Genomic DNA, 17,297 nt, shown 5'->3' on the forward strand with positions numbered 1-17,297 from the left:
GACCTTTCGCTTTTATTATAGTCTGACCATTTTTGACTTTCAAGTGTTTTGATGAAATTTTTTTGTTCTTTTTTAAAAAATTTTTTTGGCTAGTTGTATAATCAAATGCAACAAGCATAAAAAATGAAAAACCATAGATAAACCACGTATGATTAAGTCGACTAAAACAATATCGATACGGAGGATTTATCTATGGCAATTACTAATTCTACCATAGGAGCTCGGCATTTCAAACACTTAACGGCTTATGACCGTGGGAAAATTGCGGCCTTACACGCTGCTGGTAAGACTCAACAGGAGATTGCAGATTATGTTGGTTGTCACAAAAGCACCATCTCCCGTGAGTTAAGAAGAGGTACAGTGCCACAAAGAAAAAGCAACGGGAAAATTGTTCATGTCTATTTTCCAGACACAGGTCAACTTCTCTATGAGAGAAACAGGAAAGCCTGTGGCCGCAAGCTAAAACTAGACGATGCCATCGAGTTTATTAAGTATGCCGAAACTCAGATCCTTGATAAGAAATGGTCTCCTGATGCGGTATGTGGGAGAGCCAAACGTGATGGGAAATTCAAAGACAAAATGGTTTGCACCAAGACCCTTTATAACTATATTGATCTAGGACTTATAGGCGTTAAAAACATTGACCTACCTATGAAAATTACCCTGAACACCAAGAAAAAACGTAACCGGAAGAATAAGAAGATCTTAGGACGCAGTATCGATGAGCGACCAATTGAAGTCAATGAACGCCAAGAGTTTGGTCACTGGGAAATTGATACGGTTATAGGCAAGAAGACTAAAGATCAGGCCTTATTGACTCTTACTGAGCGCAAAACCCGTAAAGAAATAATTTTGAGAGTGACAGCCAAGGATAGTCTATCCGTTTCAGAAGTCATATCTCAGTTGAAAGTGTCTTATGGTAATCGGTTCTCTAAAGTGTTTAAAACCATTACGGCTGATAACGGTTCTGAATTTGCTGACCTCGGCCTTAGTGTTGAAAAAGATCTAACAGAGGTTTATTTTACACACCCTTACACATCCTGTGAACGAGGAACCAACGAGCGTCATAATGGCCTTATTAGGCGCTTCATACCAAAGGGGAGACCCATTTCCTCTGTGGCAGACGAAACCATTACCTATGTTGAAAATTGGTGTAACCATCTTCCAAGGAAGATCCTCAATTATCGTACACCTGAGGAGTGTTTCCAAATAGAGTTAGCTGGCTTAGCTTCTTAACCTTAAGCCAGCTAACCCAAAGGGTTGGTTTTTAGCAACTTGACAAAGAGCCTCTGCGGGCATGGCTACCAGCCATGAAGCCAGGTATACGGTACTGGCTGGGCCAACCAGGCTACCATGCCCGCCACTCCACGTCAAGTCGCGCAGAGTGTCCCGATTCTACTTAATCATGGGTTATCTGGTCTTTCAATACTTGTTGCATTTAATATTGCAATTTAAGAAAAAATTTTTTTCTCACCCTCACGAAGTGATTTTCTTAAAATAAAATTTTTTGCTTTCCGCTTATGAAAGGGGATGGTTTCACATACATATGGACAGAGGGGAAAGAATTGGGGGAGTATTCGTGAAGGCTTTTTATGGCGCTCTTCAAATTGCGTTTGTTTACGTAGGAACAGTGATTGGAGCGGGATTTGCAACGGGAAAGGAAATCGTGGAGTTTTTTACTCAGTTTGGATTCATTGGGTTCCTCGGAATCATGGTAAGCGGCTATTTGTTTATTGTTATGGGAACGAAGACGATGAGAGTATCGATCAAGTTAAAAGCTCAATCTTATGAAGAATTAAATGAATATTTATTTGGCAAAAAACTTGCTTTCTTTTTTAATATGGCCATGCTGGTCATGTTGATCTGTGTATCCGGCGTTATGCTAGCTGGGGCTGGAGCGCTTTTTGAGGAACAATTAGGATTATCGAAGCAATTGGGGATTTGGTTGACGATTTTTGGAGGGGTGATTGTGATCATCAATGGAACGAAAGGACTATTGGCTGTCAATTCATTTGTTGTTCCGCTGATGATCACTTTTAACCTTATTGTGTTTTTGGTTTCATCCCAAACACCGGAATTTTTTTCTTCTCTTTTTTCGTCAGCTTCTTCCGATATTAGTATTCAATCCATAGTAAGTCCTTTCGCTTATACGGCTTTTAATTTGGCTCTTGCTCAAGCAGTATTAGTTCCTGTTGCCGCAGAGATCAATGACGAAAGAACCATTCGATGGGGGGGAATCATTGGAGGATTATTTTTGACGATCATTCTCCTTTCCAGCCACTTTGTTTTGTTGCAGCTTCCTGACGTAACTAGCTTGGAAATACCGATGGCAAGCGTTATGAATAACGTCGCCTATGGAATTTCAGGCATTTATTTATGTATTATTTATGGAGAAATTTTTACTTCGATTATCGGAAATATATATGGATTGGAAAGACAATTGAGTCATTACTGGCCAATTCAGCCTATTCTTCTTTATATCAGCGTTTTTTTGATTGCTTTTTGCTTAAGCCAGCTTCATTACGGGCGATTGTTATCCTTTCTTTATCCATTATTCGGATACTTTAGTTTTTTGTTCTTCTTTCTTCTTTGGGTAAAGCCTATCAAATAATGGGAGCGGGATTTCTCTGCTATGGGATAAAACGTCGAAAGAAAAAGATTAAATGGTGATAAATGAAATGAGAGAGGGGAGAGGCAGAGGGAAGGGAAGCGATGATCAGCTTCCCTAAAGAAAGTTATTTCACTTGAATGGTATCCGCCATTTTTAAAAAGGCATCTGAATGCGAGCTGTCTTTGTCATCATAAATGGTAATCTTTATCGGCTGGGTGCTCGATGGTATCACATAAGCAGTGACCACTGCATCTTGAGTGCTAGTCCGATAGGCGGTAGCGTTTTTAAACGTGCTTGTATTTGGCGGCGAAATCGTTTTTACCTCATCATTAATAGCTTTCAACTGATCGAAAGCCGATTGTTTAAATGTATCCCAATTTTGGGTTTTTTGCATTAATTCAATTCGCATAAATAGCTGGTCTTTGTCTTTAAAGTACACAACATCTTTGTATGGTTCTTCAGCTGTCAGTTCATAGTGGGGAAGAACATACATGGAAAACCCTTGGTTGTCGCTTTCTTCCAATACAGCTGTATCGGTTTTGTTTTGTCCGCCTATGGAATATTGAATCTTTTTCTCGAATGGGCGGACGGTTCCGGATTGTGTACTGTCTTTGGATTGTGAGCTATCCTTAGGTTGAACGCTGTCATTGGTTGAAGCCTTTTTTTCAGTCTGATTGTTTGAGGAATCGTTTGCTTTCGCTGATTCCTGTTCATTTTGCTTGTTTTCTGAGCTGGCGGTATTTTGATTTTCGCTTTCTTGATTGGATTCGCTTGATTGAACGGCTTGTTTTGCAGCGTCCTTATGCTCTTTTGTTTCGACAGTATTAGATGATGCCTGGTTTTCGTTTTCAGATGTTTTTTCATTCGTTCCGCATCCGGCTAAACTGAGAGTTGACAATAATGCCAATGCAAGAACAGTGTTGGTCCAACTTTTCATGCCATTTCCTCCTCTATCCTTTTGTTGTATAACCGGCAATGCATCGAGATTGGCATCAGGGAATAAGCATTGAGAACAGGAAATCTCAATGAATATACATTGCCTGTTTCTGCTTCTGATTCTATTTTAAAGGAAATCTGCTTCAAATGATTTACAAATTCTTTTCAAATTCGGTTCAAAATCCTTTTTTTGTAAAGCCGAAACTGAAAAAAGATATACTGGGCTTTCTCCGAAAAGACGTTTCTATAGATGTCAAACCTTCGATGTGAGAGCATGGACCTATTTTTGTACGATCGTATAATTTTTATGGTTGACCACTGTTTTTTCTTCTAAATCCAACTCTCTGAAGTTTTCCATATAAGTTAAATCCACAATCACCGAATTTTCGTTCACCTTCTCGACGATCCCCCTCAATCCGCCTTTAAACTCAATGATATTTCCTACTTCTGCTTTGATCATAACCCTCTCTCCTTTGAATTATAGTCCGAAATAAGTCACTCATAGGACGGAGTACAAATTTTGCATAAGACGCGATTAAACAACAGCAAGCCCGCATTCCTGCTTGCAAGATGTGGAAAATAATTAATAATAGTTTGCCCTATAAGAATCAAAAGGTAAAGTCTTTTTACATAAAAATGTATAATTTTTCAATAATCTTTTTTATAGCATTTTGAAAGCAATAGTCTTATAATAATTTTTGTTTGAAAATCGCTATTTTCGAAGGAGATCTTTCTTTTTCTCAAAACATGGAAACATCGTCGGCTGGCTTGGATAATGAATTCCAAAAATGAAAAGTTCACTCTAAAATCATCATGACTACGAACGTATAGCTGTACTGTGCGCATTGATGATTTTGCTGTCTTGGTGTTTTTTTGAACTTTAAAAGATGATCGAACCTATTGCGCTCGCTTTCTAGCTTAAAGACCATATTCGGATTTGGCAGATAAGCACGAATAGGGGGGAATCTCTTGAAAGAAGAAGAAATACAATCCATTTTGGACAAATTGAAAAACGAGGAAATTCACGAGTTTTTAGTGAAAAAAGAGGATTTTATGCAGTTTCGCTCCCATCTTGTTAAGCGGCCGGATTTCAAACATTTTCGTGGAGTGGCCCAAAGAGGGGGAGATGTGCTGTTTTATTATGATAAAGAACCTCGAAAGTAAATGTCTTTAAAAATATTTAATAAGGAGTATACGATCATCCGGTTCTCCTTTTTGGGCTGCCATTTGACCGGCGATTTTCCACAAAAAGCCCCTGCCTTTAAGGATGGAAGCACCGAAGAATGTCCCACGTTGGTAACTTTTCCTATCATTTGATTCGAACAAGTTGTTAGAAAGCCATCGTTAATAAAAGTTTCATATAATTATCAAATATTGTAAAAACATATATAAATTCACAATGTCATTGATTGTAAAATTATCAATAATATAGTAATCTATTGTAGATGAAAGACTTCGATTTTTCTGGGGATAAAATTCGAAATGTGGTGACGAAATGTGAATACTAACCGTTCCCCGGCTATACTCATCCAGTTAATTGAAGAAAAAAGAATCGCGATGATTGCGGTCGGGATTGAAAAAGGGTTAAACAGTGAAGAGACAATAAAATTAAGCAAAGAACTTGATCTGTTATTAAATGAATACGATAAACAATTTGCGATTTCAAAATCCTAGACTTCTTTCATAGGGTCTATTTTTTTTATATTCTTTGAAAGAAAAATGAAGAGAAGTCTTCTTTGATGACGGCACTTGCAAAAAGAGAGAAAGCGCTAAGTTAACCCTTTAAATCCAATGTGATTTGCATAACAGAATGAAATAGTCCGAATTCTTTACAGAAATCCAAAAGAAATAAGATTTCTTTCTTTAAGATATAATAGAAATGACACACTTTCTTTATTGTCACTATCCGGTTTTCCATGATATTCTTTCATGGGGGAATTGCATTGAGTTTTCATGTGGTATAGACCAGTATTGACGAATGAAGAAAGATTCGTTAATGTATTGATGACGAAAAAGTAAAGGAGACGATGATAAATGGTGCAAAAACAATTTACCGTTATTGATGAAACAGGAATCCATGCTCGTCCAGCAACTAAATTAGTACAAACTGCAAGCAAATTTTCTAGCGATGTTCAGCTTGAATATAATGGCAAAAAAGTGAACTTGAAATCCATCATGGGTGTTATGGCGCTAGGAATCGGAAAAGGCGCCCAAATAACGATTTCCGCTGAAGGAAGCGATGAAGCGGATGCGTTGAAAACGATTGAAGAAACTATGAAAAAAGAAGGTTTGGCAGAATAATGTCGACGATTTTAAAAGGAATCGCAGCATCAAACGGGATTGCAATTGCGAAAGCATACCGTTTAGTGGAACCCGACTTAAAAGTAGAAAGAAAAGACATTCAGAATTCTGAACAAGAAATCAACCGCTTTGAAGAAGCAATCCGTCAATCTCAAAGCGAGCTTGAAACGATTCGGGATCATGCCAAAAAAGAGTTGGGCGAAGAAAAAGCAGCCATTTTTGAAGCTCATCTTCTTGTATTAAGCGATCCTGAGATGACAGGTTCTATTAAAGATAAAATCAAAAATGAAAAAGTCAATGCTGAATATGCTTTAAAAGAAACAGCTGATATGTTTGTTTCCATGTTTGAAAACATGGATAACGAATATATGAAAGAACGGGCAGCTGACATTAGAGATGTAACGAAGCGTGTTCTCGCTCATTTATTAGGAGTGGAACTTCCGAATCCTAGCTTGATTGCGGAAGAAGTAATCATAGTAGCAGAAGATTTAACTCCTTCTGATACTGCTCAATTGAACCGACAATTTGTTAAAGGTTTTACGACCGACGTAGGGGGAAGAACTTCTCACTCCGCTATCATGTCGCGTTCAATGGAAATTCCTGCTGTTGTGGGGACAAAGGAAGCGACAAAAGAAATTCAAAATGGCGATTTAGTGATCGTTGACGGCATCAATGGAGAGGTTCATGTCAATCCTGTTCCTGAAGTCATTGAATCTTATAAAGACAAAGCGGAACAATTTGCTAAGGAAAAAGCAGAATGGGCCAAATTGAAGAATGAAAAAACATACTCCAGCGATGGCCATCAAGTCGAACTGGTCGCCAATATCGGAATGCCGAAAGATATAGAAGGCGTTATCAATAATGGAGGAGAAGGAGTTGGCTTGTTCCGTACTGAATTTCTGTATATGGGACGAGATCAACTGCCGTCCGAAGACGAACAATTCGAAGCTTATAAAACGGTATTGGAAGGCTTAAACGGAAAGCCAGTCGTTGTCCGCACACTTGATATTGGCGGAGATAAAGAACTTCCATATTTAAATCTTCCAAAAGAAATGAACCCGTTCCTAGGTTTCCGGGCTATTCGCTTATGCTTGGAAGATCAAGATCTGTTCCGCACACAGCTTCGGGCATTGCTGCGCGCCAGCGTTTACGGTAATCTGAAAATTATGTTCCCTATGATTGCAACCATTAATGAGTTTCGTGAAGCAAAAGCTATTTTAGAAGAAGAAAAAGAAAAATTGATTCAGGATGGAACGAAAGTTTCGGATTCAATTGAAGTCGGCATTATGGTGGAAATTCCGTCCACGGCTGTAATGGCAGATCAATTTGCAAAAGAAGTGGACTTTTTCAGCATAGGAACGAACGATTTAATTCAATATACGCTGGCAGCAGACCGTATGAATGAACGCATATCCTATTTGTATCAACCATACAATCCGGCGATTTTACGGCTTGTGAAAATGGTCATCGATGCCGCTCATAAAGAAGGTAAATGGGCAGGAATGTGTGGAGAAATGGCAGGAGATGAGACGGCCATTCCGCTCTTGCTCGGTCTTGGTCTTGATGAATTCTCCATGAGTGCCACATCCATTCTAAAAGCTCGATCTCTTATTAAAAAGTTAAATCGATCCGAAATGGAACAATTGGCTTCTGAAGCATTGAATAAAAGAACTACTGCTGAAGTAGTAGAACTTGTTGAAAAAGCAGTGTCTTCTCAATATAGCCATTAAGATGTATAAATTCTTAATCAGGGGTAAAAATGTTAAATGCCACACGAATACTCAACTTAGATCTTTATTCTCATTTCCCCCTTTATGGAGGCTGGAGTTTTAAAAAGTTCCAGCCTCTTTTTTGGTGGTTGGAGGGAATAAACGTTTGGTGTTGTTCTGCCAATTTCATGGCATTTCGGATCGACTTTGTGATTAGACGGTAATGAAGCGAAAAAAATGCAAGAAAATTTTGCATGTTTTATAATAAAAGTACTTTGGTTAAAGGAGGGATTCTGCTTGAAGTTAGGTTTAGAAGGAAAAAAGGCAATCGTTGCCGCTTCTAGTCAAGGGTTGGGAAAAGCTATTGCGGAGGAACTCGCGGCTAACGGAGCCAATGTCATGATTTCCAGCAGAAGCGAACAAAAGCTGAAAGATCTAAAACAAAAATGGGACAAGACATTGCCCGGCCGGATAGAATGGACAACTTGCGATGTGACAAAACTTGCTGATATTCAACATCTGGTCGAACGAACGGTAGACGTTTATGGCGGAGTCGATATTTTGGTCAACAATGCAGGAGGACCGCCGTCCGGAACGTTTGAAGAAATAACGGATGAAATGTGGCAAAAAGCGTTTGAATTGAATCTGCTTTCCTATATACGAATGATTCGAGCCGCTTTGCCTTATTTAAAACAAAACGGCGGAAAGATCATCAATATTGCTTCTTCTTCTATTAAAGAGCCAATTCCAGGTTTAATCTTATCGAATACATTCCGAACAGGGATAGTAGGGCTTTCTAAAACACTGGCTACGGAACTTGCTCCGTACAATATTTTAGTGAACACAGTGGCTCCAGGGCGCATCGCGACTGATAGAATTATCGAGCTGGATAAAATTGGCGCTGAAAAACAAGGGATCTCCATAGAAGAAATGTCAGAAATCATGAAAAGTAAGATTCCTCTCGGAAGATACGGAAAACCGGAGGAATTTGCGAATGTGGTCGCGTTTTTAGCTTCGGAAGCCAATACATATATGACAGGCAGCACTTTCTTAGTCGACGGCGGCATGGTCCGTTCCATTTAATGCTTTCAAAGACCATTCGACGAATCGAAAAAACATCAAATATATGATATTGAAAACAACAGGCACATGTTTTGTAAAAACATGTTTAAAAAAGAAAATGGGGGGAATTCTAATGATGAAAGAGGAATTTTAAAGATTCTCACTCACAACCCCCTTTTCTTTTAAAGACCTGTTGAAACAGGTCTTCTTTTTTTCGGTATATAAAGATCGTTCATTTTATTATGGAAAGGTTCAGATCGTTTTACAATAAACGGAGGAGGTGAACAACTGATTGCGAAATCCAATTATATAAACGGGTATTCGAATAGTCGAGGGAATCTTCTGTATTTTTAAACGATTACATCGTTATTGTATATCCTGAAAGACTCGCAGGTTTATCGATGTAAAGGCCCTGGGGAGATGTGAAATCTCTTCTGATGGGAGTTCGCCCGTTTATACGGATTTTGGCAATCAGGAGGAGGATGACGAAACCGGTTGTCGGGTTTATTGGAACAGGAGTAATGGGGAAAAGTATGGCCGGACATATTTTAGCGGACGGTTATCCGCTGGTGGTGTATAATCGGACAAAAGAAAAAGCGAATGAGCTATTAAAGAATGGAGCAAAATGGGCGAACAGTCCGAAAGAATTAGTGAAACAGGCGGACATCGTTTTTACGATAGTCGGTATGCCAAGTGATGTGGAAGAAGTTTATTTATCTGAAAACGGACTGATTGAAAACGGCCGAAGTGGACAGATTTTTATCGATATGACCACTTCCAAGCCGTCATTGGCTGTACACATTTATCAAACAGCCCAATCGAAAGGAATCTATACATTAGATGCCCCTGTTTCAGGAGGAGATATCGGCGCTAGAAACGGGACGCTTGCCATCATGGTCGGAGGAGATAAAGAAATTTTTGATCGGGTTCAAGATCTTTTAAACGTTTTAGGAAATAATATTGTTTACCAAGGGAAAGCCGGCTCCGGACAACATACAAAAATGTGCAATCAGATTGCTATTGCTACTAATATGATCGGTGTGTGCGAATCGCTTATTTATGCGAAAAAAGCGGGATTGGATCCGGAAATGGTGCTAAAAAGCATTTCCACAGGAGCAGCCGGGAGCTGGTCGTTGTCTCATTTAGCTCCACGTATTTTAAAAGAAGACTTTGAACCGGGTTTTTACATTAAACACTTTATAAAAGATATGAAGATTGCTCTTGAAGAAGCCGAAAAAATGAATCTTTCACTTCCGGGACTTTCGCTGGCTAAACAAATGTATGAGGAACTGTCGGCAAAAGGAGAAGAATCAAGTGGGACGCAAGCCCTTATCAAATATTGGGCTGAATAAAAAAAGAAGCAAAAACTGGTCCACAAAAGGACCAGTTTTTTACCGTTTTTGAATGCCAACATTTTTACGATATTATCGAAGCAAGCAGAATGATTACAGGATATGTTTGCTTTTTAGAAAATTCTCCAGTCTGTTCAGCCCTTCCTCAAGCTCTTTCATCGAGGCAGCATACGACAGCCTAAAGTATCCTTCTCCATAGTGGGAAAAGGCACTCCCGGGAACCAAGGCCACTTTTTGTTCCCGCGCTAATTGAAGGCAAAAATCAAAAGAATCCAGTTTTATCGCATCAGGTATTTTTACAAAGAAATAAAATGCCCCGTCCGGGCGGACCACTTCCAAGCCGGAACTTTCGAGACGCTCATATACATAAGCGCGGCGCTTTTTGTATTCTTCCCTCATAGCCGCGGAGTCTTCTTCTCCATTTGTATAAGCTTCCAATGCAGCCATTTGAGAAATAGAAGAAGCGCAAGACACGTTATATTGATGAACTTTTAGTAAATGTTGGGCGATGTTTTCCGGCGCCATTAAAAAGCCAATCCGCCATCCAGTCATGGAATGCGATTTCGACAAGCCGTTGATGACTATTGTCTGTTCTCTTAAAAAACGGCCGATGGAGACATGAGGACGATCGTAAAGAAGTTCGCTGTAGATTTCGTCAGCAATCACGAAAATAGGTTTATCTTTAAGAAATAGAGCGATTTCTTTTAACTCGTCTTCTGTTAAACTTACTCCTGTTGGATTGGACGGATAAGGCAAAATAACGCATTTCGTGTTGGCGGTGACATATTTTTCAAGAACGTCTTTTGTTAATTTAAATTGGTTGTCCCTAGTATCGGCAAAAACAGGGACCCCTTGGCACATCCGAATGATCGGTTCATAGCCGGGATAGACCGGACCTGGAAGGATGACTTCATCTCCAGGGCATAAAATGGTTCTTAAGGCAACGTCAATCGCTTCGCTCGCTCCTATCGTGACAATGATTTCGCTTTCCGGCGAATAGGTTAAATCATATTTTTTATGTACATAATGGCTAATGGCTTGGCGAAGCGGCAAATATCCTGCGTTATGTGTATAAACGGTAAAATTTTCTTGAATGGCATTCATTCCCGCTTTTTTTATATGATCCGGTGTAGGAAAATCCGGTTGGCCAATGGTTAAGGAGATCATCCCTTCTATTCCGCTCACCATATTAAAAAACTTTCTAATTCCAGAGATTTGAATATTTTTGACGTTTTCGTTCAGATATTGTTCCAATGTTTTTCACTAACCTTTCTTTCCTTTTGTTATCATTATAATGTCTATAGAGTCTCTTAAAAAGGAAAGAATCAAAAAACTTCATCATTTAAAGGCGGTTGAATGAGAGATTATGATCAGAACATGCGCTGTTGATAAAGATAACCAAATCGTATATGATGTTCCGCTTCGTGATCTTAACAATGAACATACGGTTTGGTATTGGGTGGATTTTTCGGAGCCAACCGATCAGGAAAATTCCCTTTTACGTGATTTTTTTCATTTCCATCCATTGGCTGTGGAGGACTGTTTAGACGAATTGATTGAAAGGCCCAAAGTGGATTTCTACAAAAATTATTTATTTTTTCTTTTGCATTCCATTCAGCAAACAACTTTGGCTACAGACGAAGTAGAGGTGTTTATGAACAGTCATATGCTTGTCACCTATCATAAACAGCCGAACAGAGCCATTAATAACTCATGGGTGCGTCTAAAAAAAGAAGAAGGTTTAAAAAAGGGGCCGATTTTTGTGGTCCACAGCATTATTGACCAGATCGTAGACGATTATTTTCAGCCTGTCTTCCATATTGAAGATACCCTCAATCAAATCGAAGAAAACAGCGATAGAGAGGCTGTTAATGAGTTGCTGGATAAAATATTTGAAATACGCCATGACATGTCCAAGCTCCGGCGCTCCATTTTGCCGATGAGAGATCTTCTTTACAGGCTTTTAAATTCAGAAAATGTCTCATTTATTGAAGATCAGCGATTTTATTTTCACGATATATATGACCATTTGTTGAAGTTATCAGAAATGCTGGAATCCTACCGGGAGTTTTCTGCCGATATCCGTGATAACTATATGTCTTTTAATTCCAATAAGACCAATAACATTATGATGACGCTGACGATTATTACGACGATTTTTATGCCGTTAACCTTTATCGTAGGAATATATGGAATGAATTTTGATTATATGCCGGAACTTCATATTAAATACGCTTATTATATGGTGTTAATAGGGATGGCATGTATAGCCTTCTTTATGTTTTTGATTTTTGTCAAAATTGGATGGCTGAAAATCGGGAATAAAAAAAATCGACGGAATCGTCATAGTTCAAAATAGATAGTCTTTTTTGCCTATCATTTTCATGGTATAGTTAAGGTAATTGGGAGGGGTTGCCACTATGGACAAAAATACGACAGTTCTGTTAGAAAGTGGGACAAATGAACTGGAAATTGTAGAGTTTGAAGTGAACGGAAACAAATACGGCATTAATGTGATAAAAGTGAGAGAAATTATATTGCCGGTTCCCGTCACGTTTATACCTCATTCACATCCTCATGTTGAAGGAATTATCGAATTGCGCGGGGAAATACTGCCGGTAATCGACATGATGAGTGTGCTGGGGTTTGAAAACTCTCAGCCGAAAGAGAATGATAAATTCATCGTGACGGAATTTAACTGCCAAAAAGCTGTTTTCCGTGTCAACAACGTTTCTAAAATCCACCGGATTTCATGGCAAAGCATTGAAAAGCCTTCCGAAATTTATCAAGGGAAAAGCAGTGAAATCATCGGCGTCATTAAAATGAACGGAGAAATGCTTTTGCTTTTGGATTTTGAAAAAATAATGGTCGATATTAACCCGACTTCCGGTATTCAAGTCGAACAAGTGAAAAAACTTGGTAAACGGGAGAGATCGAACAAGAAAATAATCGTGGCGGAAGATTCGCCGCTGTTGAGAAAATTATTGGAAGAGACGTTGGGAGAAGCGGGATATGTAAATATTGATTTCTTTGAAAATGGACAAGAGGCTCTTTCCTACTTGGAATCTCTCATAGAAGAAGAATCTGATATTGCAGAAAAAGTACAATTGGTGATTACCGATATCGAGATGCCGCAAATGGACGGACATCATTTGACCAAGCGGATAAAAGATAATCCAAGTCTGAAAAAGCTGCCTGTCATTATTTTTTCCTCATTGATCACCAATGAATTACGGCACAAAGGAGAAATGGTGGGAGCTGATGAACAAGTCAGCAAACCAGAAATCAATGAATTGATCAAAAAAATTGACGAGTATATTTTATAGCGATAAGGCACCGAGTGAGGTGCTTTTTTGTTATTCCGGACATAAAAATGTGTAACGGAACGCCGATTCACTTTTACGGTGAAACTTTAGAGAGTGCTTTTCAATAAAAAGGAATCGTCTCAATCGAATGAATTTGAACGGTATGGCAAAAGGGGTGAGAATATCGGTCCATAAAGTGCCGTGATTGTAATGAAAGGGTGGATGGGAGGCTCACAAACAATGCAGTAATTTATGTGAACAATTTGATGGCGTAAAACTCCAGCCGACAATCGTACGTTAAGCGGCTGGAGCGTACGAACCCGCAAAACGGGTCAAAGGTCCAACCTCTTTAGTTGATGTGGCCATTAGGAAAAAAATGACTCTCCTAGAGGTTTAAAAACGGGTTTTCGATATTTTTTTCGTCCGCTTGACGGACGTGTTTCATTTTCTTCAAAACCAGTATAATTCTGAAGCAATTTTTTCGCTTGGAACAGGCTCATATGACATTTTGGATTATGAGTATGCTGGTCAAGATGACCTAAATGCGGCAAAAGTTGAAAGTCATCTTTAGAGGCAGGTATATGAAATGAGTATTCTCCACATGTTACGAGCACATCAGACTGCTGCTGACTGTATTTTGGATTTTGAGAAAAGTGCAGCCCCACTTTTTTTGCTTTTCCTTCTTGAATCATTTTCAGCAACGCTTTCTTTTTCAGTGAATATAAGTATTTTGGATTGGTGGCTGTTTTAGCATGGCGATTCACCGTAAATATTGCTTTTGAGAGGTTCGTAGTTGTAGGAGGAAGCGAGGGCAATTCATTTTGGCTGTTCAACATGATAACTCCTTTCGAAGCATTTTTACCATATTATATCCTTTTTTAGGCTTGATGGAAAGGGGAAGGAAAAAGATAAAGAAAGTTTTTTCATAAAAATGGAATAAAAACTCTCTTATGGGAGTTCAACTTTATATTTTTTAATTTTTCTGAAACGGCTAAACCGATAAAACTAAAAAGGGGATATCCATTTTTTTCTCTGTATATTCCAAATATTATAAACTCCTTTTTGTTCGATGAGAAGATTGGTTTTTAACTCATCATACATGCTCCAATCTCTGTTCTTTATCAACATAAGGACCAGGCATTGCCGCTTGCCGCGAAAGAAGATCGTTTTTAGATTGTCTAAAATTTTCCGTTGTGATACGATTATCTCAAAAATGTTAACTTTTTATAAAATTAGTTAACAAAAGAGGTGAGATGTTTTTTCATGTACTTATGGGAGAAACAAATGAAAGAGGAACTGCGGCATATAGAGGATAAAAAGCAAAAACGCCATTTGTATTCTATTGATTTTTTGAAGAACTCATACGTTTTGAAAGATGGTCGCAGGCTTCTTAATTTTTCATCGAACAATTATCTTGGATTGGCTGGCGATGATCGGCTCATTCAAGCAAGCGTGCGCGCTGCCCAGCAATACGGTGCCGGATCGACAGCTTCTCGATTAATGGTTGGCAACTATTCACTTTATGAAAAAGTCGAATCGGAATTAGCGAAGTGGAAAGGGACAAAAGCCGCACTTATTTTCAACAGCGGGTATACAGCCAATGTTGGCATTATTTCTGCACTCGTCGGTCGCCATGATATCGTCTTCAGCGATAAATGGAATCACGCCAGCATCATCGATGGAACGATTCTTAGCCGAGCGGAAATGAAACGGTATCAACATCAAGATCTGGATCATTTAGAATCTCTTTTAAAAAAAGCGCCCATTCATAAGAAAAAACTGATCGTTACTGATTCTGTTTTCAGTATGGATGGGGATATTGCTCCATTAAAAGGGCTCGTTGAATTAAAAGAAAAATACGGGGCTATTTTGATGGTCGATGAAGCTCATAGCAGTGGTATTTACGGAGAAAGAGGAGAAGGGCTCCTTCATTTATTAGGTATTGAACAGCAAGTAGATGTTCAAATGGGGACTTTCAGCAAAGCTCTGGGGTCTTTTGGAGCTTACGTAACAGGAAAACAATGGATCATCGACTATTTCATCAATAAAGTGAGAAGCTTTATTTTTACCACCGCATTGCCGCCTGCTGCATTGGGATCGATCCTTGCAGCGATTTCCATTGTCCAACAAGAGACGATACGCCGGAAAAAGTTGCAAGAGAATAGTTATTATTTTCGAAAAAAACTATATGAAATAGGTTTTGATATCGGTACAAGCGAGACACAAATCGTTCCGATCATGATCGGTTCCAATGAGTTAACGGTTCTCTTTAGTAAGAAATTGGAAGAGAAAGGTGTTGCTGCTGTCGCCATTCGGCCTCCTACGGTTCCGGAGGGGACAGCACGAATCCGTTTCTCCCTTATGTCGACATTCACAAAAGAGGAACTAGATTGGACGCTTGAGCAAGTGGCCGCCGTTGGAAAAGAATTGGGGGTGATTTCGTGAAACATCAGCATTCTCTAGTCTTCCTTCCGGGATGGGGAATGAAAGGAACGATTTGGGGTCCTCTTGAAGAAAGGCTAAAATCGACTTTTGCCATCTATAAAGTGGAATGGGATGGGATTGATAAAGCAGCTGATTTTAAACGAAAAGCGCTTCAGTTCATAGAAGAAAAAGGTCTTTCTTCTTTTGTTCTCGTGGGCTGGTCGCTTGGAGCGTTGATCGCTCTTGAACTTGCTTTTTCTGTTCCCGAAAAAATCGAGCGCATAGTTCTCATCAGCGGTACGAGTCGGTTTATTCAAGGAGATCGTTATCACGCTGGATGGAATAGACGGATAGTGGAACGAATGAAAAGGCAATTGATTCGTAATCGCGCACAAACGATTTCTACTTTTATAAACTCGTTGCTTTATGAAGACGAAAAAGGGAAGGAGATCGATTTCATCGATCACTTTCATTGTGATAAACCAAATAGTTTAGAAGCAGGCCTTGACTATTTAATTTCAGCAGATGTTCGTTTTGCTGTGAGAGATATCTCGGCTCCATTATTGCTCATTCATGGGGAAAAAGATGCAATATGCCCGCTATCCGCTGCAGAAGACATTGTGGAACAGACAAGTGGCAAGGCGCTTCTCTATAAATTGCCGAAAACCGGACATGCTCCTTTTTTAACGAAAACGGACGAATGTGCACAGTTGATTCAATTATTTGCAGGGGGAGAACAATGATCGATAAACCGTTGCTGAAAAAACGATTTAGTGACCATGCCAAAACGTATGATCAATTTGCAAGCGTGCAGAAAAAAATGGGGACTCAGTTATTGAAGCGGATGGATGGGAAAGAAAGTGAATTCGCTCCGATCCATATTCTGGAGATTGGCTGTGGTACAGGATATTTGACGAAGAAACTGTCGCAACAATTTCCCGAAGCAACGATAACCGCAATTGACTTTGCACCGGGAATGATCGAAATCGCGAAACAGCGGATCAATGATGAACGGGTACATTTTCTCTGCGGTGATATTGAGGAAATGGGGCTAAAAGAACGGTATGATCTTATCATCTCCAATGCAACCTTTCAATGGCTGAATGATATGGAGAATACTCTGATTCGTCTTAGCCATTCGTTAAAGAATAATGGAAGGATTCTTTTTTCAACATTTGGAGCCGAAACATTCCATGAACTTCACACTTCTTTTTCTCGAGCGTTGCAAAAATGGCAAATCTATACGAATGCCAGACTCGGGCAGCCGTTTTACTCATTAAAGGATTTATTAGAATTATGCGATCGTACGATTCGATTGGTTCATCCACATTCGAACATCGTCGGAATAGAGACCATTGAAAAAGAACGATTCCTCTCTGTGAGAGACTTTTTCACTTCTTTGAAAAAAATAGGGGCTACGAATAGCAATCAAGGGCCATTTTTCCAACGACCTTCGATATTAAAAAAAATGATAAAAATCTATGAGCGTGATTTTCAAGAAAATGGCTTTATAACAGCTACTTATCATTGCTTATTCATAGAAGCTGTGTTGAAACGATGATTTGATAGAGGGGAAAGAGGTTTAAAATCACATAAT

At 39.2% G+C, this 17,297-nt stretch carries 17 protein-coding genes; 13 read left to right on the plus strand and 4 right to left on the minus strand.

The annotated features are described in order from the left end of the window. Positions 1 to 192 precede the first annotated feature (192 nt). Positions 193 to 1,236, plus strand: coding sequence for an IS30 family transposase (locus NST12_RS05680; protein ID WP_048622401.1), 1,044 nt, complete (start codon positions 193 to 195; stop codon positions 1,234 to 1,236). A gap of 343 nt (positions 1,237 to 1,579) precedes the next feature. Continuing rightward, entirely contained in the window at positions 1,580 to 2,611 is a 1,032-nt protein-coding gene (locus tag NST12_RS05685; RefSeq protein WP_327798104.1) for a YkvI family membrane protein, read from the plus strand. A 124-nt stretch (positions 2,612 to 2,735) separates the two neighbouring features. Here the strand turns inward: NST12_RS05685 and NST12_RS05690 are convergent, their stop codons facing one another. After that, positions 2,736 to 3,548, minus strand: a complete 813-nt coding sequence (locus tag NST12_RS05690; protein ID WP_327804302.1) for a hypothetical protein — start codon at positions 3,546 to 3,548, stop codon at positions 2,736 to 2,738. 279 nt (positions 3,549 to 3,827) lie between these two features. Next, entirely contained in the window at positions 3,828 to 4,007 is a 180-nt protein-coding gene (locus NST12_RS05695; RefSeq protein ID WP_003354364.1) for a YkvS family protein, read from the minus strand. A 509-nt stretch (positions 4,008 to 4,516) separates the two neighbouring features. Here NST12_RS05695 and NST12_RS05700 point away from each other — a divergent pair. The 6 genes from NST12_RS05700 to NST12_RS05725 all read left to right on the plus strand — a co-directional run bounded on the left by NST12_RS05700 (position 4,517) and on the right by NST12_RS05725 (position 9,971). Continuing rightward, complete coding sequence (locus NST12_RS05700) at positions 4,517 to 4,711, plus strand: hypothetical protein (RefSeq protein WP_003354365.1); 195 nt, start codon at positions 4,517 to 4,519, stop codon at positions 4,709 to 4,711. Positions 4,712 to 5,044: 333 nt separating this feature from the next. Further along, entirely contained in the window at positions 5,045 to 5,221 is a 177-nt protein-coding gene (locus tag NST12_RS05705; RefSeq protein WP_234395482.1) for an aspartyl-phosphate phosphatase Spo0E family protein, read from the plus strand. Positions 5,222 to 5,581: 360 nt separating this feature from the next. After that, positions 5,582 to 5,848, plus strand: coding sequence for a phosphocarrier protein HPr (locus NST12_RS05710; RefSeq protein WP_003354366.1), 267 nt, complete (start codon positions 5,582 to 5,584; stop codon positions 5,846 to 5,848). Further along, complete coding sequence (ptsP, locus tag NST12_RS05715) at positions 5,848 to 7,578, plus strand: phosphoenolpyruvate--protein phosphotransferase (RefSeq protein WP_328201892.1); 1,731 nt, start codon at positions 5,848 to 5,850, stop codon at positions 7,576 to 7,578. Before NST12_RS05710 ends, ptsP begins: the two co-directional genes overlap by 1 nt. Positions 7,579 to 7,854: 276 nt before the next feature. Further along, the gene (locus tag NST12_RS05720; RefSeq protein WP_048623041.1) at positions 7,855 to 8,640 is read left to right on the plus strand and encodes an SDR family oxidoreductase; all 786 of its coding nucleotides are present in this window, start codon (positions 7,855 to 7,857) and stop codon (positions 8,638 to 8,640) included. Positions 8,641 to 9,101: 461 nt separating this feature from the next. Continuing rightward, on the plus strand, positions 9,102 to 9,971 hold the full coding sequence (locus tag NST12_RS05725; protein ID WP_048623042.1) for an NAD(P)-dependent oxidoreductase: 870 nt from the start codon (positions 9,102 to 9,104) through the stop codon (positions 9,969 to 9,971). 93 nt (positions 9,972 to 10,064) lie between these two features. Here NST12_RS05725 and NST12_RS05730 read toward each other — a convergent pair whose 3' ends face one another. Continuing rightward, positions 10,065 to 11,225, minus strand: coding sequence for an aminotransferase A (locus NST12_RS05730; RefSeq protein ID WP_048623043.1), 1,161 nt, complete (start codon positions 11,223 to 11,225; stop codon positions 10,065 to 10,067). Between the two features lie 112 nt (positions 11,226 to 11,337). Between NST12_RS05730 and corA the strand changes: the two genes are divergently transcribed. Next, entirely contained in the window at positions 11,338 to 12,330 is a 993-nt protein-coding gene (gene corA / locus NST12_RS05735; protein WP_048623044.1) for a magnesium/cobalt transporter CorA, read from the plus strand. A 61-nt stretch (positions 12,331 to 12,391) separates the two neighbouring features. Further along, complete coding sequence (locus NST12_RS05740; RefSeq protein ID WP_048623045.1) at positions 12,392 to 13,297, plus strand: chemotaxis protein; 906 nt, start codon at positions 12,392 to 12,394, stop codon at positions 13,295 to 13,297. A gap of 344 nt (positions 13,298 to 13,641) precedes the next feature. Here NST12_RS05740 and NST12_RS05745 read toward each other — a convergent pair whose 3' ends face one another. Continuing rightward, a complete protein-coding gene (locus tag NST12_RS05745; protein WP_048623046.1) occupies positions 13,642 to 14,112 on the minus strand; it encodes a YkyB family protein in 471 nt (156 codons plus the stop codon). Positions 14,113 to 14,539: 427 nt separating this feature from the next. Here NST12_RS05745 and bioF point away from each other — a divergent pair, with 427 nt between their 5' ends. From bioF to bioC, 3 genes are read left to right on the plus strand one after another with little or no spacing between them, the layout of a single operon-like run. Beyond that, complete coding sequence (gene bioF / locus NST12_RS05750; RefSeq protein ID WP_328201897.1) at positions 14,540 to 15,721, plus strand: 8-amino-7-oxononanoate synthase; 1,182 nt, start codon at positions 14,540 to 14,542, stop codon at positions 15,719 to 15,721. Then, positions 15,718 to 16,443, plus strand: a complete 726-nt coding sequence (locus tag NST12_RS05755; RefSeq protein ID WP_341100588.1) for an alpha/beta fold hydrolase — start codon at positions 15,718 to 15,720, stop codon at positions 16,441 to 16,443. Before bioF ends, NST12_RS05755 begins: the two co-directional genes overlap by 4 nt. Continuing rightward, a complete protein-coding gene (gene bioC, locus NST12_RS05760; RefSeq protein ID WP_048623049.1) occupies positions 16,440 to 17,261 on the plus strand; it encodes a malonyl-ACP O-methyltransferase BioC in 822 nt (273 codons plus the stop codon). Before NST12_RS05755 ends, bioC begins: the two co-directional genes overlap by 4 nt. Positions 17,262 to 17,297 lie beyond the last annotated feature (36 nt).

Origin of the sequence: Bacillus sp. FSL W8-1127 (assembly GCF_038006725.1) — a bacterium.
Classification (GTDB): domain Bacteria; phylum Bacillota; class Bacilli; order Bacillales; family DSM-4216; genus Bacillus_O; species Bacillus_O smithii.

Coding starts and splice junctions, on each gene's coding strand:
- NST12_RS05725 (WP_048623042.1), top strand. CDS start 9,102: ATGACGAAACCGGTTGTCGGGTTTATTGGAACAGGAGTAATGGGGAAA.
- NST12_RS05690 (WP_327804302.1), bottom strand. CDS start 3,548: ATGAAAAGTTGGACCAACACTGTTCTTGCATTGGCATTATTGTCAACT.
- NST12_RS05745 (WP_048623046.1), bottom strand. CDS start 14,112: ATGTTGAACAGCCAAAATGAATTGCCCTCGCTTCCTCCTACAACTACG.
- NST12_RS05740 (WP_048623045.1), top strand. CDS start 12,392: ATGGACAAAAATACGACAGTTCTGTTAGAAAGTGGGACAAATGAACTG.
- NST12_RS05680 (WP_048622401.1), top strand. CDS start 193: ATGGCAATTACTAATTCTACCATAGGAGCTCGGCATTTCAAACACTTA.
- NST12_RS05710 (WP_003354366.1), top strand. CDS start 5,582: ATGGTGCAAAAACAATTTACCGTTATTGATGAAACAGGAATCCATGCT.
- bioC (WP_048623049.1), top strand. CDS start 16,440: ATGATCGATAAACCGTTGCTGAAAAAACGATTTAGTGACCATGCCAAA.
- ptsP (WP_328201892.1), top strand. CDS start 5,848: ATGTCGACGATTTTAAAAGGAATCGCAGCATCAAACGGGATTGCAATT.
- NST12_RS05695 (WP_003354364.1), bottom strand. CDS start 4,007: ATGATCAAAGCAGAAGTAGGAAATATCATTGAGTTTAAAGGCGGATTG.
- bioF (WP_328201897.1), top strand. CDS start 14,540: ATGTACTTATGGGAGAAACAAATGAAAGAGGAACTGCGGCATATAGAG.
- corA (WP_048623044.1), top strand. CDS start 11,338: ATGATCAGAACATGCGCTGTTGATAAAGATAACCAAATCGTATATGAT.